This is a genomic window from Cohnella sp. LGH, from assembly GCF_017671885.1.
Taxonomy (GTDB): Bacteria; Bacillota; Bacilli; order Paenibacillales; family Paenibacillaceae; genus Cohnella; species Cohnella phaseoli.
This window is the reverse complement of the sequence record NZ_CP072117.1, coordinates 1,048,145-1,070,498: the sequence shown is the minus strand read 5'-3', so window position 1 is coordinate 1,070,498 and position 22,354 is coordinate 1,048,145. Positions and strand designations below refer to the sequence as shown.

Annotated in this window: 19 protein-coding genes; 14 read left to right on the top strand and 5 right to left on the bottom strand. The window is 55.6% G+C overall.

What is annotated here, in order from left to right:
* Nucleotides 1-31: 31 nt before the first annotated feature.
* Nucleotides 32-1,309, top strand: coding sequence for a hypothetical protein (locus tag J4772_RS04195; RefSeq protein WP_209074260.1), 1,278 nt, complete (start codon nucleotides 32-34; stop codon nucleotides 1,307-1,309).
* 357 nt (nucleotides 1,310-1,666) lie between these two features.
* On the opposite strand, the gene J4772_RS04190 is transcribed toward J4772_RS04195, so the two are convergent.
* Nucleotides 1,667-3,298 (bottom strand): alpha-glucosidase, encoded by a 1,632-nt coding sequence (locus J4772_RS04190; RefSeq protein ID WP_209074259.1) that lies wholly within the window; start codon nucleotides 3,296-3,298, stop codon nucleotides 1,667-1,669.
* Between the two features lie 117 nt (nucleotides 3,299-3,415).
* Here J4772_RS04190 and J4772_RS04185 point away from each other — a divergent pair, with 117 nt between their 5' ends.
* A complete protein-coding gene (locus J4772_RS04185) occupies nucleotides 3,416-3,787 on the top strand; it encodes an iron chaperone (RefSeq protein ID WP_209074258.1) in 372 nt (123 codons plus the stop codon).
* Nucleotides 3,788-4,168: 381 nt separating this feature from the next.
* Here J4772_RS04185 and J4772_RS04180 read toward each other — a convergent pair whose 3' ends face one another.
* Nucleotides 4,169-4,969 (bottom strand): S1 family peptidase, encoded by an 801-nt coding sequence (locus J4772_RS04180; RefSeq protein ID WP_247741012.1) that lies wholly within the window; start codon nucleotides 4,967-4,969, stop codon nucleotides 4,169-4,171.
* 136 nt (nucleotides 4,970-5,105) lie between these two features.
* Between J4772_RS04180 and J4772_RS04175 the strand changes: the two genes are divergently transcribed.
* The 6 genes from J4772_RS04175 to J4772_RS04150 all read left to right on the top strand — a co-directional run bounded on the left by J4772_RS04175 (nucleotide 5,106) and on the right by J4772_RS04150 (nucleotide 13,128).
* On the top strand, nucleotides 5,106-7,346 hold the full coding sequence (locus tag J4772_RS04175; RefSeq protein ID WP_247741011.1) for a helix-turn-helix domain-containing protein: 2,241 nt from the start codon (nucleotides 5,106-5,108) through the stop codon (nucleotides 7,344-7,346).
* 215 nt (nucleotides 7,347-7,561) lie between these two features.
* Nucleotides 7,562-8,530: an ABC transporter permease gene (locus J4772_RS04170; protein WP_209074256.1), complete on the top strand. Its 969-nt coding sequence runs from the start codon at nucleotides 7,562-7,564 to the stop codon at nucleotides 8,528-8,530.
* A 15-nt stretch (nucleotides 8,531-8,545) separates the two neighbouring features.
* Entirely contained in the window at nucleotides 8,546-9,445 is a 900-nt protein-coding gene (locus J4772_RS04165; protein WP_209074255.1) for a carbohydrate ABC transporter permease, read from the top strand.
* A gap of 129 nt (nucleotides 9,446-9,574) precedes the next feature.
* Nucleotides 9,575-11,293, top strand: coding sequence for an ABC transporter substrate-binding protein (locus tag J4772_RS04160; RefSeq protein WP_209074254.1), 1,719 nt, complete (start codon nucleotides 9,575-9,577; stop codon nucleotides 11,291-11,293).
* A gap of 9 nt (nucleotides 11,294-11,302) precedes the next feature.
* On the top strand, nucleotides 11,303-12,688 hold the full coding sequence (locus J4772_RS04155) for an alpha-L-fucosidase (protein ID WP_209074253.1): 1,386 nt from the start codon (nucleotides 11,303-11,305) through the stop codon (nucleotides 12,686-12,688).
* Between the two features lie 188 nt (nucleotides 12,689-12,876).
* Entirely contained in the window at nucleotides 12,877-13,128 is a 252-nt protein-coding gene (locus J4772_RS04150) for a hypothetical protein (protein WP_209074252.1), read from the top strand.
* 571 nt (nucleotides 13,129-13,699) lie between these two features.
* Here J4772_RS04150 and J4772_RS04145 read toward each other — a convergent pair.
* From J4772_RS04145 to J4772_RS04135, 3 genes are read right to left on the bottom strand one after another with little or no spacing between them, the layout of a single operon-like run.
* Nucleotides 13,700-14,512 carry an alpha/beta hydrolase gene (locus J4772_RS04145; RefSeq protein WP_209074251.1) on the bottom strand — a complete coding sequence of 271 codons (813 nt, stop codon included), beginning with the start codon at nucleotides 14,510-14,512 and terminating at the stop codon, nucleotides 13,700-13,702.
* Nucleotides 14,509-15,561 carry an ABC transporter substrate-binding protein gene (locus J4772_RS04140; protein WP_209074250.1) on the bottom strand — a complete coding sequence of 351 codons (1,053 nt, stop codon included), beginning with the start codon at nucleotides 15,559-15,561 and terminating at the stop codon, nucleotides 14,509-14,511. Before J4772_RS04140 ends, J4772_RS04145 begins: the two co-directional genes overlap by 4 nt.
* A gap of 40 nt (nucleotides 15,562-15,601) precedes the next feature.
* Complete coding sequence (locus J4772_RS04135) at nucleotides 15,602-16,807, bottom strand: helix-turn-helix domain-containing protein (RefSeq protein WP_209074249.1); 1,206 nt, start codon at nucleotides 16,805-16,807, stop codon at nucleotides 15,602-15,604.
* Between the two features lie 651 nt (nucleotides 16,808-17,458).
* Between J4772_RS04135 and J4772_RS04130 the strand changes: the two genes are divergently transcribed.
* From J4772_RS04130 to J4772_RS04105, 6 genes are all read left to right on the top strand, one after another.
* A complete protein-coding gene (locus tag J4772_RS04130) occupies nucleotides 17,459-17,920 on the top strand; it encodes a flavodoxin (RefSeq protein WP_209074248.1) in 462 nt (153 codons plus the stop codon).
* Nucleotides 17,921-17,953: 33 nt separating this feature from the next.
* Complete coding sequence (locus J4772_RS04125; RefSeq protein WP_209074247.1) at nucleotides 17,954-18,118, top strand: hypothetical protein; 165 nt, start codon at nucleotides 17,954-17,956, stop codon at nucleotides 18,116-18,118.
* Between the two features lie 298 nt (nucleotides 18,119-18,416).
* Nucleotides 18,417-19,427 carry an aldo/keto reductase gene (locus J4772_RS04120; protein ID WP_209074246.1) on the top strand — a complete coding sequence of 337 codons (1,011 nt, stop codon included), beginning with the start codon at nucleotides 18,417-18,419 and terminating at the stop codon, nucleotides 19,425-19,427.
* Between the two features lie 307 nt (nucleotides 19,428-19,734).
* Entirely contained in the window at nucleotides 19,735-20,733 is a 999-nt protein-coding gene (locus tag J4772_RS04115; protein ID WP_209074245.1) for an ABC transporter ATP-binding protein, read from the top strand.
* Nucleotides 20,730-21,551, top strand: coding sequence for an ABC transporter permease (locus J4772_RS04110; RefSeq protein ID WP_209074244.1), 822 nt, complete (start codon nucleotides 20,730-20,732; stop codon nucleotides 21,549-21,551). Before J4772_RS04115 ends, J4772_RS04110 begins: the two co-directional genes overlap by 4 nt.
* Nucleotides 21,535-22,338: an ABC transporter permease gene (locus J4772_RS04105; RefSeq protein WP_247741010.1), complete on the top strand. Its 804-nt coding sequence runs from the start codon at nucleotides 21,535-21,537 to the stop codon at nucleotides 22,336-22,338. Before J4772_RS04110 ends, J4772_RS04105 begins: the two co-directional genes overlap by 17 nt.
* Nucleotides 22,339-22,354 lie beyond the last annotated feature (16 nt).

Here is a 22,354-nt window from a genome sequence, read left to right as displayed (position 1 = left end):
TCCAAATCCTTAAACCTAGGAGTTGTACGGAATGAGACGGTTTTCCGGCGTCAGCCGATTCCCTATCGGGTTTTGGAATTATATGACGATGAAAGAGTGGGACGAAGGGGCGCTTGCGGATTGGGAGGCGTGTGCTTTCTCGACGATTCAATCCCCGGCGTATTCGCTGGATGAGGAGGACCGGAATAAGCTTGCGGTACTCCTCGCATGGTGCGAGAAACAGAACGTGAAAGTGATTTTACGAGATCCGCGCGTGAGTATTTTATGGATAAGGGATCTGCCTCGCGATGAGAAAGGAGACCGATCGCTTCCGTACGATTATGAGCGCGGAGTTGTCGAAGCGGTTGCGGAATTCGCCCATCATCCGCTGGTTGCCGGATTTTTTATCATCGACGAACCCGAGCGCGATCTCCATGAAGCCGTGGTTCAAGCGGTGGGCATCGTTAAGACGCATGCCGCTCATCTGCTGCCCTTTGTTAACTTTTTTCCGGCCATTCCGCAGACAGAGGCGCTATTGGGATACCGAGACTATGGCCGTTATCTGGAGGATTATGTGCAGCGAACGGGGGCGAAGCTCGTCAGCTACGACTACTATGGCCAGATGACGGAACGAGAGTACGAGAATCCGCTCTACTACACGAATCTGAGCCATTATAGGAACTTAGCGCTTAGAGGCATCGATTTCTGGAATACGATCTTGTCTACGCCGCATTTCCGTTATCGCAAACCGTCTTACGACGACGTACGCTGGCAGGTGAATACGTCTCTGGCTTATGGCGCCAAGGGAATCTTTTATTTCACGTTCTACACGCCCGATAACACGTTTAACAGTGAAACGAATTACCGACAGGGACCGATCGATTGGTGGGGAGAGCGTACGGATACGTTTTTCCATATACGGGACGTGAATAGAGAGCTGCATCAGAGATGGGGCAACTTGTTTATGGATTTGCAGCTGCTGCGGGTCGGCCATTATCCGGAAGCTCCCGCGCAAGGGGGACAACTGCTCGACTTCGGCGGCGCGATTAAGGAGATCGCCGTCGAAGCCGGTCACGACCCGCACTTGATCGTATCAGAGTTCCGCCATCGGCTCTCCGGACAGACCTATGCGTTTATCGTGAACGCCAATCCGCGAGATTCCGTAAATGTGCAAGTCTATATGCAAGATGTGCGGCAATTACAGCGGTTTAATGCGTACGGGGAAGCCTATGTGGTGAACAATCAGGCCAAATTTGTGGATGAATTCTCGTCTCTGCTGTGGTTGGCTCCCGGTCAGGGGGAGCTTATGGCTCTTGAAAGAGTAGAGTAGCGCAAGTTGGAACGAGTCGGGGTGATTGTTCCATAAACGAAGTTGCTTAAGAGGATCGATAGACATACCCCCCTTGATTTCGGTCGTTTTGTATGGTTATTCGAACAAACATCCGTCGTATGAGTCAGATTCGAATTGCTTTGTACGATTATTCGATTATTCGAACAAATTTCCACCGTTTGAGCCTGATTCGAGTTGCTTTGTACGGTTTTTCGACTAACTTCCAATCAATTGGAATCGTTGTAGGTCAATCATAGCCTGGAGATCGAGTTTTTGGGGCCACTTATAAATAAGCATTTGGAAATAGACCGTATCCTTTGGAGAAGAGGAACGGTCTATTTCGCTTTTGTTAACTCCTCAAGCCATTTCAACCGCAAATGCCTCGTACGGACGCAATTCCAGCTGCGCAAAATCCGCCTCGCTACGATCGTAGTTGGAGATGATGACGGATTCGCTGCGGCCAAGACGCGAGACGCTGGCCGAGAGCGCCGTTCCGCCGAAGTTGGCGGCTACCGCCCAAGTACGCCCTTCGTGGCGGCGCAGATACAGGAACAGCTGCTCCGGCACGTCCTCGATCAGCTCGTAGCTGCCCCAAGCGACGATCGGATGCTCCTTGCGGAGCGCGATCAGCCGCTTGTAGGTGTGGAAAATAGAGTCTGGGTCGGCAAGCTCCGACGCGGCATTGATCGATTTGTAGTTTGGGTTGACGCGCAGCCAAGGCGTTCCCGTCGTAAAACCGGCGTTAGCCGTATCGTCCCACTGCATGGGCGTTCGCGCATTGTCGCGGCCCTTGGCGTTAATAGAGGCGATGATGTCTTCGCGCGAATAGCTCCAGCCGAGCCGTTCATGGTACATATTGATCGTCTCGATGTCCTGAGCCTCGGAAATGTCGGAGATCGGACAGTTGGTCATGCCGATCTCCTCGCCCTGATAAATATACGGAGTTCCCTTCATAAGATGCAGCACGATCGCGAACATTTTGGCGCTCGGAATGCGCAATTCGCCGTCGTCTCCCCAGCGGGATACGATGCGCGGCAGGTCGTGGTTGTTCCAGAACAGACTGTTCCAGCCTTGGTCTCCCAGCTCGGTCTGCCACTTGCTCAGCACGCGCTTCAGTTCTCCCACCGGCAGCGGCTTCAGATCCCACTTGTCCTTGCCTTCCTGCTGGTCGAGCATAATGTGCTCGAATTGGAACACCATCGACAGCTCCTTGCGAGCGGGATCGGAGTAGAGCTTGGCAATCTCTGGCGTCGCGCCCCACGTCTCCCCGACCGTCATCACGTCGTAGCGGCCGAAGGTTTCGCGATGCATATCCTGCAAGTACTCATGAAGCTTCGGACCGTTGCCGGTAATCTCCTGATCCGGGAGCTTGCCGACCAGATCGATGACGTCCATTCGAAAGCCGCCGATCCCCTTTTCCAGCCAGAAATTCATCAAGTCCCACACTTCCTGACGTACCTTGGCATTTTCCCAATTCAGATCGGGCTGACGCTTGCTGAACAGGTGCAGGTAATACTGGCCGGTCTGCTCGTCATACTGCCAGGCGGAACCGCTGAATATCGAGCGCAGTCCGTTCGGTTCTCCGCCGCTCGGCGCGGGATCGCGCCAAATATAGTAGTCGCGGTACTCGTTGTCCCGGCTTCGACGAGACTCGATAAACCAAGGATGCTCGTCGGACGTATGGTTCACGACCAGATCCATCACAATTTTGATGTTCCGGGCGTTGGCCTCGCGAATCAACTCGTCCATATCGGCCATCGTGCCGAACTCGTCCATAATATCCCGATAGTCGCTGATGTCGTAGCCGTTGTCGTCGTTGGGAGATTTGTAAACCGGGCTCAGCCAGATCGCTCCGATGCCCAATTCCTGCAAGTAATCAAGTCGTTTGACGATTCCCCGAAGATCGCCGACTCCATCACCATCGGTATCTTGAAAGCTGCGAGGGTACACTTGATAAACGACGGTCGTTTTCCACCAATGCTCCTGCATAGACTTCACTCCTTTATATTGATCTGGGTATTGCCTGCTCGGGACGCAAATTATATAGTTTAAAGATGAGCTTGTTCTCTAACGGAATACTGTTATCTTATATGAGGGGGCGCTATTATGGAAGCTTTTGCAACCTATTTGGAGGGTATTCATAATCCGCAGCATCGGGCGCGTACGGAAGAGGTTTTGACATGGGTTGCAAAGAAATATCCGATCCTGGAGCCCAAAATTGCCTGGAATCAGCCTATGTTTACCGATCACGGCACATATATTATCGGTTTTAGCGTGTCCAAGCATCATTTGGCCGTAGCGCCCGAAAAGGCGGGGATGAACCACGTGGCGGATGCCATCGCACAAGCAGGCTACGAGCATACCAAGGAATTGGTACGGATTAAGTGGGAAGATCCTATTGAGTTCTCTTTGCTTGAGAAAATGATCGAGTTTAACATTTGGGATAAAGCGGATTGTAAAACCCTTTGGCGGAAATAAAGCGGGTATCCCCTGACCTTTCTAGTCGGGGGATAGGGGGCTAAGATAAAGCGTTTTTTTCGAGGCTTCCTCTTCTTCACGGGCGTTCGACTTGTGCTCCTTGCTGCGCCAAGAGCGAAAATAATGCAGCTTGCACTGTCCCTTCGCGTAATGCTTATCTGTGCATCCCGGCATTTCGCAGAGCCGGGGATTCGAGCGCCGGGGTCTTCCCATTGTCGATCCTCGCTTTCCTGCAATTCATCGCAATCGCTGATTCGCGCAATTTTCACTCTAAGCATACGCCAACCAGCTGATCAATTTTTGAACAGCCTGGCGAGAGAACTCGGAGCTGACGCAGCGGCCGGAACGCATTTTTGCAGAGTATGGGCAACTCATTATCTTTTATTGCGAAATAGAAAGCTTATCCAGCAGCTCGCCCAGGTCGGCCAGCGGTACGGCTAGGCCGACCTGAACCGCGCCGTCCTCCCGGACGATCTCCGTTGTCGCATAGATGACGGCGATCGCACGGCCATCTTCGTTGATAACCGGACTTCCGCTGTTGCCCTTGAACACCGGAGCGTCAATCGCCAGAGCGGGCTTGGCCCGGTCCCGGATCGGCACAAGTTCGAGCGCGCTGCCTTCGTTTACGATTTGCGTAAAATAAAGCGGGTTGCCGATAATGTAGACGTGCTCCCCCGGCGTCCATTCGCGCTCGATGGTGATAGAGGGGAGCGACCGCTCGCTCTCTTCTATTTTCAGCACCGCAATATCCAGATCGGGATCGGAGCCGGCCAGCGTGCCTTTGTACGCCCGATCATTTCCCGGGAATTTAATCGCCGAATATGCCCCGCCCTCGATCACATGATAGTTGGTGACGATATATCCGCCCTCCACATGAAAACCGGTTCCTTTGCCCTTGTCCGTGCTGACGAGCACGACCGCTTCTTTATAGCTCTGAATGTTTTCGCGGGTCGACAATTCCTTCGATTTAAATAAAAATGGCAGCGTTGTACTATTGTAAATTTGCGGCCAGAACGCCAGCACATTGCCGAGCAGAGCGAGCGTAAGGAGGGAAACGACGATGTTTCTCAGCCTCCTTCGCCTTGCGGCCGCCGCCTGCTGCGCCTCCGCGGCTTCCTCCTCGCTATCCTCCCATTCCCACTCTTCCGTCTCCGGGTCGTAAGGTTCGTTTTCTTTTTCCACGGGCTGATCCTCCTTGCTGCGCATCTCTTGTCCAGATATTGTAACATATGGGGTTGTAGGATAAAGCGGGACCAGCGTCGAATTAATGGAGATATCGTATTATAGAGCGCTTACAGCAAGGCGGGAGAGGGATTTTATGCGGAAAACCTGGTTTATACGGCTGCTGCTGTCTTATATGCCGATCTTTTTAATCGTGGTGACCTTCTTATTTTTCGTGTTTTTCCAGCTGCTCAGCGAGCAAAATCGCCAGCAGGCGGCCAACGCGAACAATCAGCTCTCGATTCAAGCCATGCGATCGATCGATGCGTCGCTGAAGGCGATCGACAGCGCGATTATGCTGGAGATTATTTATAATAAGCAGTTGACGGATTTCTTCGACGGGCGATCGGGCAGCAATGCGTACTTGAACATTAGCGCCGTCGATCAGATGAAAGGAATCATCCTGTCCTACCCGATCATCGATTCGATTTATCTGTACCGGTTCGAGGACGAATTCGTGCTGAGCACCTCGACCAGCGACAAGCTGGAGAGTTATCGGGACCAATCTTTTATCACGGAGCATAAAGGAAGCTTGGCGAAAAAGTGGACGGGGCCGCGGGAGTTCAAGGAGTTTTCCCTGCTCGAGGGCAAACCCGTCGTCAGCTTGGTCCGGGGCGTGCCGTTTATCGCGAGCAACAAAGGGATGATCGTCGTTAACGTGTCGACCTCGGCTCTGTACGGCATGGTGGCCAGTCTGTACGATCCGGAGTCGAGCTTCATCCGCATTCGCGACGCGGAGGGCAACCTGTTGTTCCCGGACCGGGAGCCGGACGCGAAGACGGCCAAAGCTTTCGCCGAGCACGTATCGAGCTATACGGACTGGTCGTATGAGAGCGGCCTGATCAACGGCAGACTTGTGCAGCTCGTCTCGTCGTTGTACAACGTCTGGTTTGTCGTCGGTCTCCTGATGATCGCGGTGAGCTTTATATGGCTTGTCTACGTGACGAGGCGCAATTCGAAGCCGCTGGAGCAGATAACGTCGCGCGTACGGGGCTATGCGGCTTCGGTGTCAAGCGGAGCGTCTCGGGAAGGGGGCGGGGACGAGTTTACATTTATCGAGACGGCGCTGGAAAATATCATCGAACAGTCCAACCGATATCAACGGAAGCACAAAGAAGATCGCCATCTGCATACGAACAATCTGTTTCATCGGCTGATCGAAGGCAATTCCGAGCTTACGCTGGATGGCTGGAGGGACGAGGCCGACCGCCTTCAGCTTCCGGCTCCTTCCGGCGAGCAGCTTGTGTTCGTGGTGGAGATGGACGATTATGCGGAGTTCTGCCGCAAGTATTCGCATCGCGACCAGAACCTGTTGAAATTCTCCCTGCGCAGCGTCATCCAGGAGCTGGCCACCAAGCACGAATGCGAGCTATGGACGGAATGGACCTCCGCGCTTCAGCTTAGCGTGATGGTGTTTCTGAAGCAGGAGGAGGACGAGGAGCGGCTGCAGGCCATGGTCGACTTCCTGGAGCATATACGAAGCTGGACGGAACAGTATCTCAAGTTCACGGTGACGATCGGCATCGGTACGGGCGCCAAGCAGCTCTCCGACATTCCGCAGTCGTTCAAGAACGCGACCGAAGCGCTGAAGTACAAAATTTCATTAGGCCAAAACCGGCTGATCGATTACGGACAGACGGCGACCCAAGGTCAGGCGGAAGTCTTCGGCCACCTGAATGCGATCCGCGCCATTGCGCAATCGTACCGGCTGCTGGAGGCCGACTGGAAGGGAAGGTTCGACGACTGGTTCGACGAGATGAAGCAGGGAATGCTGACGAAGGACGAGATCGTCAATCTGATGAATTATTTCCTCTATTATATGAAACGCGAGATGGCGACGACGTCGAGGGAGTTTCAGGACATCTGGGAGCGGGACGGCCTGCCCGGACTTAACGAGATCGTCGTCGACTGCCAGTCGCTGGAGCGGATGAAGGAGGAAGGCGGCCGACTGCTGATCGAGCTGGCCGCCAAGCTGCAGGAGGAGCAGGACAAGCGCCAGCACGCCTCGATCATTCGGGAAATGCGGAAATATATCGAGCAGCATTATCAAGATCCGAATATGTCGCTTGAATATTTGAGCGACAAGTTCAGCATCAGTCCCAAATATATCAGCAAGCTGTTTAAGGAGCAGACCGGCGACAAGTTCGTCGATTTTCTGATCGACATCCGGATGCAGAACGCCCGCCGATTGCTGGAGGAGACGTCCTGCTCGGTGCAGGAGATTGCCGACCGTGTCGGCTATCTGAACGCGATCTCGTTCAGCCGCGTTTTCCGCCGGGTCGCGGGCTGCTCGCCGAGCGAATACCGCGAAGAGCTTAGCAGACGGAAGGCCGAGTAAAAATCGAAAATCGTATGGCGGTAGAAAACGGTTTGGCGGACAAAACGCCGACAAGACTCCAGCAAGGCAGCCCGGGCGACGGCCCGGGCTGCCTTGTTTATTCGGTGCGGCGAAAATCGTTCGGCCTTCGATTAATGTATCTTGCCGCTTGCGTCGTCGGCCCCCTAGAATGGCACTAAGCAGCCGCAGATTCAACTGGAAAGGAGCACCGGTCTATGACAAGTCTGACAGAGCAGCCGCTCGCAGCCTCCAAGCTTTCGGCAAGAGGGAGCAAGCCAAAGCGCCATGCGTACAAAAGGATCAAACGCCACTGGCAGCTGTACGCCGTTATTGTTTTGCCGATTCTTTATTTGATCATTTTTAAGTACATCCCGATGGCCGGCGTATTGATCGCGTTTAAGGACTACAACGTCGTTCAGGGCATCTGGGGCAGCCCATGGGCGGGCTTCAAGTATTTCGACCAATTTTTGGACTCGCCGAATTTCTGGCAATACATGAAGAATACGCTCGGCATCAGCCTGTACGGCCTGGTCGTCGGCTTCCCTGCGCCGATCCTGCTCGCCTTGGCGCTGAATGAAGTTCGCAACGGCTTCTTCAAGAAAAGCGTTCAGCTCATCACCTATGCCCCTTACTTCATCTCGACCGTCATTATGGTTTCGATTCTCATTTTGACGCTGTCTCCGAACGTAGGGATCATCAGTAAGCTTTTTCAGTCATTGGGCGTTGAAAACACGAACTTCATGGGTATGCCGGGTTTGTTCAAATCGATCTACGTCTGGTCCGATGTATGGCAGTACACCGGCTACGGGGCGATCATCTACATCGCGGCATTGGCAGGGGTCAATCCCGAGCTTTATGAATCGGCCAAGGTGGACGGGGCATCGCGAATTCAGAAGATGATCAATATCGACATTCCCAGCCTGATTCCCGTATCGACGATCCTGCTCATCCTGAATCTCGGCAACGTCATGAAGCTCGGCTTCGAGAAAGTGTATCTGATGCAAAATCCGCTGAACCTGCAGACCTCCGAAATTATTTCGACCTATGTGTACAAGGTAGGCTTGCTCAGCTCCAGCTTCAGCTTCTCGACGGCGATCGGCCTGTTTAATTCAGTCATAAATTTAATTTTGCTCGTATCCGTCAACTTCTTGGCGAGAAAGCTGTCGAGCAACAGTCTATGGTAACGGGGAGGGTGGCACATGGCTAAAGCATCGGCAATTCGCGAATCTCACGGAGACCGACTGTTCATTGCAGGGATTTATACGCTGTTGACGGTCGTACTGATTATTATTTTGCTTCCGCTGATGTACATTGTCAGCTCCTCCTTCAGCTCGCCGCAGGCTGTCGTATCCGGACGAGTATGGCTGTTTCCGGTCGACTTTACGCTGGACGGCTATACGGCCGTGTTCCGCAATCCGCAGATCGGCACCGGATATTTGAATTCCGTCATCTACGCGGTTGCCGGAACGACGGTCAACGTCGTCATGACGGTGATGCTCGCGTACCCGCTGGCCAGAAAAACGTTCTACGGGCGCAACGTCATCATGGTGCTGCTGATCGTGACGATGATTTTTGAAGGCGGACTGATTCCTTATTATTTGCTCGTCAAAAACCTGCATTTGCTCGATACGCGCTGGGCGATGATTTTGCCTGGAGCGCTGGCGGTATTCCAAGTCATCGTTGCCCGCACCTTCTTCCAGACGACGATTCCGGATGAGCTGGCCGAAGCGGCGGAGCTGGACGGGTGCAACGATATTCGGTTTATCCTCCGGATCGTGCTGCCGCTGTCCAAGCCGATTATCGCCGTTATGTCGCTCATGTACGCCGTCGGTCACTGGAATGCCTACTTCGATGCGCTCATTTTCCTAAGATCGGCCGACTTGTTCCCGCTGCAGATCGTGCTGCGCAACATTCTCATTCTAAATACGATCGATCCTTCGATGGTATCGAACGTCGATATTTTGCTGGCGCAGCAGGGCTTGAAGGATTTGCTGAAATATTCGCTTATCGTCGTCGCCAGTCTGCCGGTGCTGATCATCTATCCGTTCGTGCAAAAATACTTCGTGAAAGGCGTCATGATCGGTTCCTTGAAGGGGTAACGAGTCGGCGCCATTAAAGGAGGTGAGGCCGGATAGGAAGGTTGCGAGCGCAAGCGGACTCGCGGTTATACCGTATGTCTCGTAAGGAGTAATTCAATAATAAACAGATTATAAGGAGGAGTCATTTCTATGAACGGACGTAATCGCCGCACGGCTTATGCAATGACATTCGTATTGATCTGTACGCTTATCCTGAGCGCATGCAGCAGTAAATCCGGCAATTCCGCCTCGCCTTCCGGCAGCGCAAGCGCGCCTGCTTCTTCCGCCTCTCAGCCCGAGACGCAAGGGGAGCTGTTCACGCCGGTAGGCACCTATCCGATCGTGACGCAGCAGATGAAGCTGAAGATGTTCGCCCCGCAATACCCCAGCATCGAAAATATGGAGACGAACACGTATACGAAATACGTCGAGGACAAAACGAACATCAAGATCGAATGGGATCTCGTGCCTGACAATGCGCTCAACGACCGGAAGCAGCTGATGCTGGCAAGCGGGGACTATCCGGAAGTGATTTTGCACGGCAACCTGACGAAAGACGAGCAGATGAAATACGGCAAGCAGGGCGTGTTCCTGCCGCTGAACGATCTGATCGAGCAGTACGCGCCGAACATCAAGAAGGCGATCGAGGACCTTCCTTATTTGAAGGGATCGATTACCGCGCCGGACGGCAACATCTACGCGATTCCGCAGATCAACGAATGTTATCACTGCAACTATGCGATGAAGCTGTGGATCAACAAGGCGTGGCTGGATGAGCTGGGCCTGCAGATGCCGACAACTACGGACGAGTTCTACGAGGTGCTGAAGGCGTTTAAGGAGCGCGATCCGAACAAAAACGGCAAGCAGGACGAAATTCCGCTGACCGGCTCCGACGAGATGTGGGCGGGCAACATCGCCGCGTTCCTGATGAACTCGTTTATTACCGACGATTACGTGGATAAGGACAACGGCAGCTTCCTCTTCGTCAGAGACGGCAAGGTGGATCTGGCCGCCAACAAAGAGGAATGGAAGCAAGGACTGCAATATCTGAACAAGCTGTATTCGGAAGGACTGATCGACTCCGCGGCCTTTACCCAGAACGCCGACGCCATCCAGCAGATCGGCAACCGCGAGCCGGACAATATTATGGGCGCGATTACGACCGCGCTGATCAGCTACGCCGTATCGCCGGACGACAAGCACCCGCGTCATAAAGACTACGTGACGCTGCCTCCGCTGAAAGGACCGAACGGCGTGCAGCAAACGTTGAATTTTGCCGGGATCAGCCGCTCGCAATTCGCGCTGACGAACAAGGCGACGAAGGAGCAGCAGATCGCCGCGATCCGTCTGGTCGACTTCCTGTTCACGGAAGAGTCCATCGTGCTTCAAGAGCGCGGACCGGAGGGTAAAGACTGGCGCAAGGCGGAGCCTGGCGAGCTGGGCATGGACGGCAAACAAGCGAAGTATGCGACGATTCCGAAGGCGGCGGAGAAGACGACGCACAACGACGGCTGGGAGCAGATCGGCCCTTCCCTGCGTACGTACCAATACCGCGATTCGTGGATGGCGCCTCAAGATCCGTTGGCAGAAGGCTCGTACGAGGTTCGGCTGAAGCGGGAATCGCAAAATTACGAGCCGTACGCCTCCGACGAGCTGTATCCGGGCAGCGTGTTCATCGCGCTTGAGGATACGGAGATCGCGGCGCAGCTCAGAACGACGATTCGCGATTACATCAAGAGCAACATGGCGCAGTTCATTACGGGCAACAAGGACATCGACAAAGATTGGGACAGCTACGTCAAAGGCTTTGACGGCTTGCAGACCGACAAATATATTCAAATTCATCAGAACGCGATTGCCGTTCGCTAGGAGCTAAAGATGGCGCAAGATGAGCAGATTGTAGAGGCCGGGGTGCATCATTTCAGCAAGGAAGAGGAGTGGGTGAAACCGGAGGACCCGCTGCTGCTCGAACGGCTGGAATGGTTCAAGGATCAGAAGCTAGGCTTGATGATGCATTGGGGACCGTATTCGCAGCTCGGCGTGGTCGAATCGTGGGCGCTGAGCGACGAGGACGCGGATTGGTCGCGCGAAGGCATCGACTGGGAGACGGACGGCGAAAACCTCAAGCGCGAATATTTCGGACTTAACCGGACGTTTAATCCGATTCGGCTTCAGCCCGAAGCTTGGGCGAAGCTGGCGGCGGATTCGGGCTTTAAGTACCTGCTGTTCACGACGAAGCATCACGACGGCTTCTGCATGTGGGATACGCATACGACGGATTACCGCGTCACAGGGCCGGACTGTCCTTTCCACGCACACAAGCATGCGGATATTTGCCGCGAGCTGTTTGACGCTTTCCGCAACGAAGGCTTGGCGGTTGCCGCCTACTTCTCGAAGGCAGACTGGCACACGCCTTACTACTGGGCTCCGGGCATGGCCCGAGGGCAGACGACGTGGCGCGGTCCGTCCTACGACCCGGCCGAATATCCTTGGCTGTGGGAGCAGTTCGTACAGTTCACCCACGAGCAGATGAACGAGCTGCTGACGCGATACGGCAGGATCGACGTGCTGTGGCTGGACGCCGGCTGGGTACGCTCCGGCGGACGGGTGAGTCAGGATATCCGGCTGGGCGAATTCGTAGAGCGCGCTCGGCAGACGCAGCCGTGGCTGCTGGCCGCAGACCGCACCGTTGGCGGTCCGTACGAGAATATCGTCACGCCGGAGCAGGCGATTCCGGATCGTCCGATGAACATTCCGTGGGAGAGCTGCATTACGCTGGGGACGTCTTTCTCGTTCCGTTACGAGGACGAATACAAGTCGACCCGCCGTCTTGTCCATATGCTGCTGGAGATCGTCTCCAAGGGCGGCAACCTGGCTTTGAACGTCGGCCCTCAGCCTGACGGCCGCCTGCCGGAAGGCGCGGTCAAACGGATCAAAGAGCTTGGCGCTTGGCTGGAGCAGTACGGCGAAGGCATTTACGGAACGCGAATTTGCGATCCGTATTTCACGGGCGAGTGGGCGTTTACGAGCAAGGCGGACCATGTCTATGCCTTCAGACTGTACCCGGACGAGCAAACGCCGGTAACGGCGGAGCTGGTCATCCCGTATGCGCGGGAGGGCGTTGCCGTAGAGGAGCTGGGCTCCAAGCGGCGGCTGGAGTTCGAACGCTGCGGCGAGGGGATCAAGGTTCAATTGTCCGAGGCTGACGGCTGGGCTGCCGGCGAAGCGCCGATCGCGCACGCATTTCGAATATTGACCCGATAAGCAGAAGCAGGCGGACGGTTCGCGGATTCTCTACACGAGATAACGCGAACCGTCCGCCTGCATAAGTTTATTGCACAAGCATCCAACGATCTGGGCATGCGCACCTTCCTCCAACTGTCCAATCTTCTGTTGAATGTCTCTCATACGCTGTAGGGGAGTCAGAACATTTAACTAGGAGGCTGCGAAGGATGGAGGAAATGTATCACTTATGCAGACGTCATATCAACTGCAGAGTTAGGGTGCACACGCGCTGCGGGTGTTATGAAGGCGTGATTGTGAACGTGGATAGCGACAACGTTTATTTAAGAACTTCCGGGGGCGCGCGAATCTCGGGAAAAGCGCAAATCTCGGGCTGGTTCGGCCCCGGCTTCGGTCCGGGCTACGGGGCTGACATTTTGACGTTGTCGTTGTTTACGCTGCTGGCGATTGCCCTGATCTGACGGCCCTCTCGTTAAGCGGAAGGGTTGTCCCGTTAGCAAGTCAAAGTTGCTCTGAAAGATAATCGACCATAAAGGTTCAAGGTGTATATACCTCCCTCCGATGCTATACGCTCCTGAAATCCGAATGGGGAAACCCGCGAAAGGGTAATTTCAGGAGCGTATGAGGCAGTCTACGGGCTAATCATGACCCACAACGTTTACAATTTATTGGATATTAAACTTTTACGACGGATCTATTTGCACACATGAGCTTACGCAGGGAAGTTAGTCGGAAATTCGTACAAAGCAGCTCGAACCAGGCTTAAATGGCGGACTTTTGTAGGAAAAACCGCACAAAGCAACTCGGATCAGACTCAAACGACGAACGTTTGTAGGAAAAATCGTATAAATCAACCAAGGTCAGGGATTCTATGTCACTAAAGCATCTTAGATAATTATACGAATAACTTCTGGGAATTATCTGGAAGTGTTGTGGGTCACTTTCGGGACAACCCCACTTAAGCGAATGTCCGATTTTGCTAACAAGCGATTCCGCAACCGGCCCGGCAACCCCTTCATCTATCCCCGACGCTCAGTTCAGGCCGAACTTAACGACGCGGCTAATCGCCGCAGGAAGCACGCTGACGTGCTCCTCGCCAGGAAACTTGACGAACTCTGAATGGAAGCCGCCGCTGTCGTCCGTAAACGGCTGAAGCTTGGCAAACAGCTTCTCCGCGTCTTCGACCATGTCGCTCAGTTCTTCGGCCCCGAGGGTGAACAGCAGGCGAACGGACGGAAGCCGGCCGTCGAAGCGGCGGACGAAAGCGTCGAATTGTTCCAGAATCGCGCCGTTGCCCCACCAGATCGACGGGCTTCCCGCTGCGTAGCGAGAGAACAGCGAAGGCTGCGAGAACAAGGCATGCAGCACGAACAGGCCGCCGAGCGAGTGGCCGAACAGCGTCCGCCTGGACGCATCGACCGGGAAGAGTCCGGCTATGAACGGCAGCAGATCATGTTCCAGAAAGTCAAGGAACAAGTCGGCCCCTCCGTTCTCCGGCCACGGTCTCCCGTCCGGTCTTTCCGGCAGCGTGCCTTCCTCGGCGGGCATCGTGAAATCGTAGCAGCGCCGGCTCATGTCGAAGGGCTCGCCGGACGGATAACCGATGCCGACGACGACGGCGGGATCGAAGCCGTGAGGCTTGCGCGTCTGCAGCCGGGTCGCCTCCGCCATTGTCAGGAAGGTAGCGTCCCCATCCAGCGCATAGAGGACCGGGTAGCCGCCAGGCGGAGGAGGCTCCGTCGGCATAGCGATTAGAATGCGGTATTCCCGTCCGTTTCTTCGCGCCAACAGTCGATACTCTTCGCAATAATTGACGCTCAACGCGGAGCGCTTCACTTCGCTCATGGCGCCAGCAGCTCGACGACTTCATCGATGACGTTGCCGCCCGCGATCAGGCCGCCGTTCAGCCATGCGTCATTCGCGATCTTGAATACTCGATCTTCCTTAACCGCAGGAAGGTTCCTCCATAGCGGACTGCTCTCCAGCTCCTTCAGGAATGCGTCGCCCGTACCGGCATGGTTGGCGATGAAAATATAGTCCGCATCCAGCTCCGGCAGCATCTCCAGCGACAAATCCGCGCTGCTCTCCTTCTCGACGAACTTAATCTTGCTAAAGCCCAAATCCTGGGCCAATACGTAACCGCCGTAATAATCTCCGCCCATCAGGAAGATGCCTCTATCGTTCATACGGATGATTACGGCTTTTTTTCCTTCCGCCACCGGAGCCAGCTTGATTCGCGCCTCCTCAACCTTGCGCTGATAATCGCTCAGAGCTTGCTCGGCTTCCTGCAACTTGCCTAATAGCTCGCCGAGCTTGCGCAGGGAGCCGTTAAGATCGGAGGAGGATTGCTTAAACGCATAGGTCGGCGCAATTTTCGCGTACTGCTCGTATACGCCGTTATCCGCATAATACGAGTTGCCCAGCACGATAAGGTCCGGTTTGTACGAGGCGACGACCTCGGGAGTAGGCAGCCCTGCGGAGAAATCCGCCTTAGCTACGTCGCCGAGCTGTTCCTGCAAGTATACGGGCACGATGTCTCCGTTGGCCCATTGGGCTGTCGGCTTGACGCCTAGCACGAGCAGCGAATCTTCCATGCCGGGAGCGAAAATCTTTACGGGAACGGCAGGCAGCTTCACCTCGTGTCCCAATTCGTCCTGGAAGGTTTGTGGGTAGGCAGGTGCGGCTGAAGGCTCCGCCGCTGGAGAAGGGACGCTTTCGGACGACGAGGATGCGGTTACCTCCGGGGAGGAAGCGGCGACGGATGAGCCTGCAGGTTCGGAGCTGTTGCTGGAGCTGCAGGCGGTCAGCAAGCCGGCGACGAGCAGCGCGCCAAGCGCGGAAAGCAGGCCGATTCTGCCGAGTCGGGCAGACAAATTGCGATAACTGGAAAACACGGAAATCCCCCTCTAAGTGATAATCATTCTCACTAAATAATTATAATTCAGAGCGTCTTCCGTCTCCATGGACGTATTCCAGATCGTCGTTTGGACATTTTCCGGTAAACATCATCAGCATTTCATTCAGCATGCGGTTAATCGAGAAGGCGGAATACTCGAACCAGGGATCGGATGGTATCGAATAAACCCGGCCGCCGCTCACCGCGGCAAGAGTGCGCCATTCCGCCGAATGTTGAAGGGCCAGCCAGGCCGTCCGCGTCTCGTCGTCCGGACAGATCAGCAGCAAAATACGGTCGGGATTAAGGCTTTTAAGCTGCCGGAGACTGATTTTTTCATTATACACATCGGCTTTCAGGCAAGCGGCGCGGAGCTGCAGGTCGTGGTAGACGACATCGCGAATCCCCCGATTGCAGTAGAGATAAAAGTTGTTCCCGCATAAACGCAGGACGACGAACGTATCGCGGCCGACCGCTTGACCGACGAGCTCGCGCGCTTGCTCGGCTTTGCGGCGGTAAGCGGTTATCCAGGCCTCGCAGCGTCCTTGGGCGTCCAGAAACTCGGCGATCTGACGAAGCTGGACCTCCCAGCCGAGCTGACGATCCGGTACGAACAGCGGGAGGGAGCGCCGTTCAAGAGCCGCCAGCAGGCGCGGGATTCTCGGCTGTTCATAGCCGATCACAGCGTCGGGCCGGCCTCTCAACAGTGCGTTGTCGGCGTCCGTCGCATCCATTTCCCCTTGCTTGAGATGAATCGAAATACGGGAGTAGTAGGTGTGATAGTAATAGGGAGTCCATTTGGCATCAATCGGGGCGGCGACCGGAACTATTCCGAGCGCAAGCAAGTATCCGACGGAAGACGGGGACAGGGCGGCGATCCGTCTTGTTGCGCTACGCGTGTAGGCGGAAGGGGGAACCCCTACTTCCTTTTTGAATTTGCGGCTGAAATAAAACTCGTCGGCGTAGCCGACTTTGCGCGCGATGTCGCGCAGCAGTCCGTCCGTGTCGCGTAAATAGCGTTTGGCCTGACTGATTCGAACTTCCGTTACATAGTCGGTTACGCTTTGGCCGAACTGTTTTTTGAACAGCTCTCCGAAATATTTGGGACTGAGCGACGTCATGCCGGCCAGCTGTTCCAGCGTTAACGGCTCGTCGTAATGCTCGGCCACGTATTCGCGAATTTTCTCAAAAGAGCTCCGTACTGAATCCGCCGCCGCATCGCTGTCCGCGTGTTTCAAGAGGCTCATATTCTTTTCTCCTTGAATGAGAATGATTATCATTTATTTCGCATTATAGATGATTAAGGGGAGCTTTGCAAAGCAGACTTTATTGTGCCGATTGCGTTTCACACCCGACAAGTCCTGATTCGAAAATCCAATCTAAGCGCTGCGACGGGGGAGATCGACTATCTTCCGCTGGGAAGTGCCGGTTGGACGTCAATACGCTAAAGCGGAAAATCGATCTTAAATTTGCGAAATGAGCCATTTTGAAAAAAATAGAGTGGATTTTCCAGCTTAAATTCGAGAAAAGCCGATTTTCCGAAAAATAAAGCGGGTACTCCGCTTTAATCCCGCCGAATCTGCCCGATAGCTGAATTTAAAGCGGGAAACCCGCCTTGTTTACCATGAGGTATCGGGGACGCCTGCGCATTATCGGCAAGTCACTTCGCCAGCTTTGCTTTCTCATCCTAACGCTGCGAAATTTAGCCATGCACTGTGCAAAAAGCTTATCAATCAATATTGACAATGATAATCATTATCACTTATGATATTACCGAGAAAGCCGGACTTGAGGATACGCATTGCACCAAAGGCACCCATTCCTTTCGGAATACTATAGACACCTATAACGTGATGCTGCTTTGGAGGCGGCGGACGGCAAGAGAGGAGACTGCGGCTTTGGCGGACATCGTTCTGATCTACGCGAGCATGACGGGCAACATGGAGGAGATGGCCGATGCGATCGCTGCAGGCATCCGTTCGGCGGGCGGCGAAGTCGTCGTCAAATCGGTCATGGATGCCAATGCCTCAGAGTTGGAGAGGTACGACGCCGTTCTGCTCGGAGCGTATACGTGGGGAGACGGAGAGCTGCCCGACGAGTTTCTGGATTTTTACGAGGAGATGGACGACATCCGGTTGACGGGACGCAAAGCGGCGGTTTTCGGATCTTGCGATTCCTGCTACCCGGAATACGGCGCAGCGGTGGGCCTGTTGATCAACAAACTGAGGGAGACGGGGGCGGACGTTGTGCTGCCCGGACTGAAAGTGGAATTGTCTCCTTCGACGGAGGAGGCGGAAGCGTGCAGACGGTTCGGAAGCGAGTTCGTCAAGCTTGCCGCAAGCGGAGCTGCCCGATCCTGACAACGATCTTTAACGATGAAGGAGGAGCAAGTAATGGGATTATTGTATAAAATCTATCAGTCCGTCCAGATCGACCGCGAGCCGGACGAAGACGACTTGGCCGGGAGAGCGGAAACGTTCGCCCCGGACGAACTTCCGGTTTCGCTGCTGCAGCTGCTGGCGAATCCCGTCGGCGGAGCCGCAGGCCGGAAGGACTGAGTGGTCATGATGGCCATGGGAGAATAAGCATCCGCTGCCGAGGGGAGGCTCGTGCTATAAACAACACTCCGCTACGAATTCCTTTTCGCTCCCTCAGATCGAATTTTTAATGCCAACGGGATTGTCCGCAAGGCTCGGGTCGATGACGATCCGCGGCTTGGCGGCAATCCCGTTTTGCTTACGGCTGACCTGAAGTCCTATTTGGCAGGCGACGGGAGAGGCGGAAATGATATAATCATAGATGCGCTAATATTTATATAAGTTGAACCAAAATACCTTGAAGAGATATCCCAATGGAATGGAGAAAGGGAATGGTTTTGCGATGAAAATGAAGACGATCACTCGCACCGATCTCGTCGCATCCGTCATCAGCCTGGGAACCGCCGATCTTGGAGCTTCCGTTCCGGAGAAGGAATCGGAGGAGCTGCTGAATCTGTATACGGATCGCGGAGGCAACTTTCTGGATACGGCCGAAGTGTACGCCAACTGGCTGCCTATCGAGCCTAGCAGCAGCGAAAGGTTTCTCGGAAAATGGATGAAGTCGCGCGGTAACCGCAACGACCTGATCGTCGCCACGAAAGGCGGACATCCGCGGTTGGAGACGATGACGGTCCCCAGAATCACTCCTGCGGATATGACCGCCGATCTGGAAGGCAGTCTGCGCCGATTGGGCACCGATCATATCGATCTATACTATTTGCACAGGGACGATCCTACCGTTCCGGTAGAGACGATCGTAGAGACGTTGGAGCGGTTCGTCCGCGAAGGCAAAATCCGTTATTACGGTTGCTCGAACTGGACGATCGCTCGCGTCGAGCAGGCCAACGAATACGCTGTCGGCAAAGGCTATACCGGCTTCGTTGCCGTGCAAAATCTGTGGAATCTGGCCGAGATCAATCCGGGCGCGATCCCGGACTCGACGCAAGTCGTCACCGACGCGGAGTTCGTCGAATGGCATCGCCGCACCGGAATCGCGGCCGTTCCGTACAGCTCGCAGGCGAACGGTTTTTTTAGCGGTAAGCATCGCCGGGAGACGGCGGCGGAATTGTCCGGAAGCGGAGTCGGCCGCTCTTACTATAACGAGACGAACTTCGCCCGTCTGGAACGGACCGAGCGGCTGGCCCGCGAACTCGGCTCTACCTCGACGCAGGTTGCGCTCGCTTATTTGCTGGCCCATCCGTTCCCGATATTCCCGATCGTCGGCTGCAAGAAAAAGGAGCATCTGCTGGACAGCTTGTCCGCGGCGGACCTCGCGATCGATTACGACACGGCCGCGTCGCTTGTCGACGGCGGGAACGCGTATTCATGAGGGAATGACGGTCGCCTCGATGGGTCTTCGAAGAGGAACAAACAGGAGATGAAAATGGGAGATAAAAATGTCTTGCCATTCTCTGCGAGTCAAGGTACAATCTAACATCAAACGGAAGGGCTTCTAGGGAGCCGGGAGTCGGGCGCGCAACAGCGCCGAACTCGCCGAACCGAGCGAAGCCGGTTGCGGCTCGCGCCGCATTACACCGCGAGGGATAAAAGACCTTGGGCAAGTTCCGCTGCATTGCGGCGGGACTGGCCAGAGGTCTTTTTTGCTTTACCGAAGCAGAGGGGAGAAGGGGATTGCGATGCTGGCGTTGCAAACGAGAAAGCTGGGCAAAACGTTTCGCGTAAAAAGAAAAGCGGCCGGGCTGTCCGGAAGCTTCCGGGCGCTCTGGAAGCCGACGTGGGAGACGAAGGAAGCGGTGCGGGGCATCGATCTGGACGTAAGGCAGGGGGAGACGGTCGCTTTCCTCGGCCCGAACGGAGCGGGCAAATCGACGACGATCAAGATGCTGACCGGCATTTTGCATCCATCTTACGGGGAGGCGGAGGTGCTCGGCTTAACGCCCTGGAAGGAGCGCGAACGGCTCGCCTTCCGGATCGGCACCGTGTTCGGGCAGAAGTCGCAGCTCTGGTATCACCTGCCGCCGATCGATACGTTCGAGCTGATCGGCCGCATCTACGAGTTGAAGCGCAGCGATTACGGGCAGCGCAGGGACGACCTGATCGAGCGCTTCGAGCTCGGCCCTTATTTGCATACGCCGGTACGCAAGCTGTCCCTCGGAGAACGCATGCGCTGCGAGATCGCCGCCTCGTTCCTGCACCGGCCGCAGCTACTGTTCATGGACGAACCGACGATCGGGCTGGACGCCGTCGTAAAGCAGCGTATCCGGGAGCTGATTCGCGAGCGGAACCGCGAGGAGGGCACGACCGTATTTCTGACCTCGCACGATGCCGGAGACGTCGAGTCGCTCTGCTCGCGGGCCGTCGTTATCCATCACGGGGGCGTATTGATCGACGAGCCGGTGGAACGGATGAAGCGGGAGGTGCTCAGCCGCAAGCTCGTCACGCTGAAGCTGGCAGAAGGCTTCGATGCGGCTGCGCTGCCGGATATTGAAGGCGCCTGCTGGGAGAGCCGCGGGGGGAGCTGTCGCTTAGCCGTCGATCTGAAGCTGACGACGATCGAGCGCGTGCTGGGGCAATTGCTCGGACGCGTCGGCTTTACGGATGTGAACGTCGAGGACCCTCCGCTCGAGGAGATCATCAAGCATATTTACGGGATGAGAGAGGGGGCGGAGCGATGATCGAAGAGAGCGGCAGCCGCTGGGCGGCGGCAGGGCGCAAAGCGACCGCGGTCGGCCGCATCGCCTTTCGTCATCAGCTTGCTTACAAGACCGATTTTGCGATGCGCGGCTTCTTCCTGCTGTTTATCCTGTTCGTCTTCATCCAGCTTTGGTCGGCGGCCTATGGCGGCGATTACGAGCTCGTCATCTCCGGCTTCACGCTGAAGCAGATCGTCTGGTACCTCGTCTTCACCGAAGCGCTGACGATGGCGGCTCCGCCGCTATGCTCCCGCATCGAGGAGGAGGTGAAGAACGGCGACGTCGCAATCCGGCTTATCCGGCCGCAATCGTATGTCGGCTATCACTTCTCGGTGTTCGCGTCCGAAGCGCTGACCCGTTTCGCCGTACATCTGCTCGTCGGCAGCGCCATCGCCTGGCCGTTCGTTGGCCCGCCGGCTTTCGGCCTAGGCTGGCTCGGACTGCTGGCGCTCAGCGTCGGAGCGCTGACGGTTACGTTCCTGCTGCTGATGCTGGTCGGATTGTGCGCCTTCTGGGTGGAGGAGACGAGCGGCTTGTATTTCGTCCTGCAGAAGCTGCAATTTACGATCGGCGGCATGCTGCTGCCGATCGATCTGATGCCGGAATGGCTGCAGCGGATTTGCGCTTGGCTGCCGTTCCAGGCGGCGCTGTATTATCCGGCGAAAATGGCCGTGCACTTCGATGCGGCGCTGCTTGGCCGACAGCTTGCCATTCAAATCGGCTGGATCGTATTGCTTGCGTTGGCGGTGAGCCGAATGTATCGGAGAGGGGTGACGAAGCTTCATGTCAATGGGGGGTAAAGCGCTGGCGAACATCCGCTTCGTCTGGACGTGCTGGAAGCTGAATCTGGCCTCGGCTATGGAATATCGGCTCAGCTTCCTGCTCTTGGCGGGGATGATGTTCGTGAACAATACGATCTGGCTGTTTTTCTGGGGACTGTTTTTCAATCGGTTTCCCATCGTGCAAGGCTGGGAGCTGCACGACGTTATGATGCTGTGGGCGGTCAGTACGGGAGGCTTCGGCTGGGCCGCGATGCTGTTCGGGAACTTCAGCCGAATAGCGGGCATCGTGGCGACGGGCCAACTGGACGTGCAGCTGTCGCAGCCGCGGCCGGTACTGCTCAGCGTGCTTGTCAGCCGCTGTTCGGTAACGGCGGCGGGAGATTTGCTATTCGGGGTCGCCGTCTACCTGATGGTTGGGGATACGTCGCTGCGCGGCCTGCTGCTCTTCGGGTTGGCCCTTCTGATCAGCGGAGCGCTGTTTATCGCGGTGATGGTGCTCGCCGGCTGCTCCGCCTTCTGGATCGGCCATGCGGAAGGGATGACGCAGCAGCTATTCCAAAGCTTTATTGCTCTGACGACGTATCCGTCCGATATTTTTCGCGGCGTCGTGAGGCTTGCGCTGTTCTCGCTTGTGCCGGCCGGTTTTATCAGCTATATGCCGATCGGCCTGCTACGCGATTTCGATCCGCTCTTCGCCGCAGGAGCGGTCGGAATGGCCTGCGGTTTGACGGCAGCAGCCGCGCTGCTCTTCCGTCAAGGCCTGCGCAGATACGCTTCGGGCAACGCCATCGCCATGCGAAGCTAGGACGTGTCTGAAAACC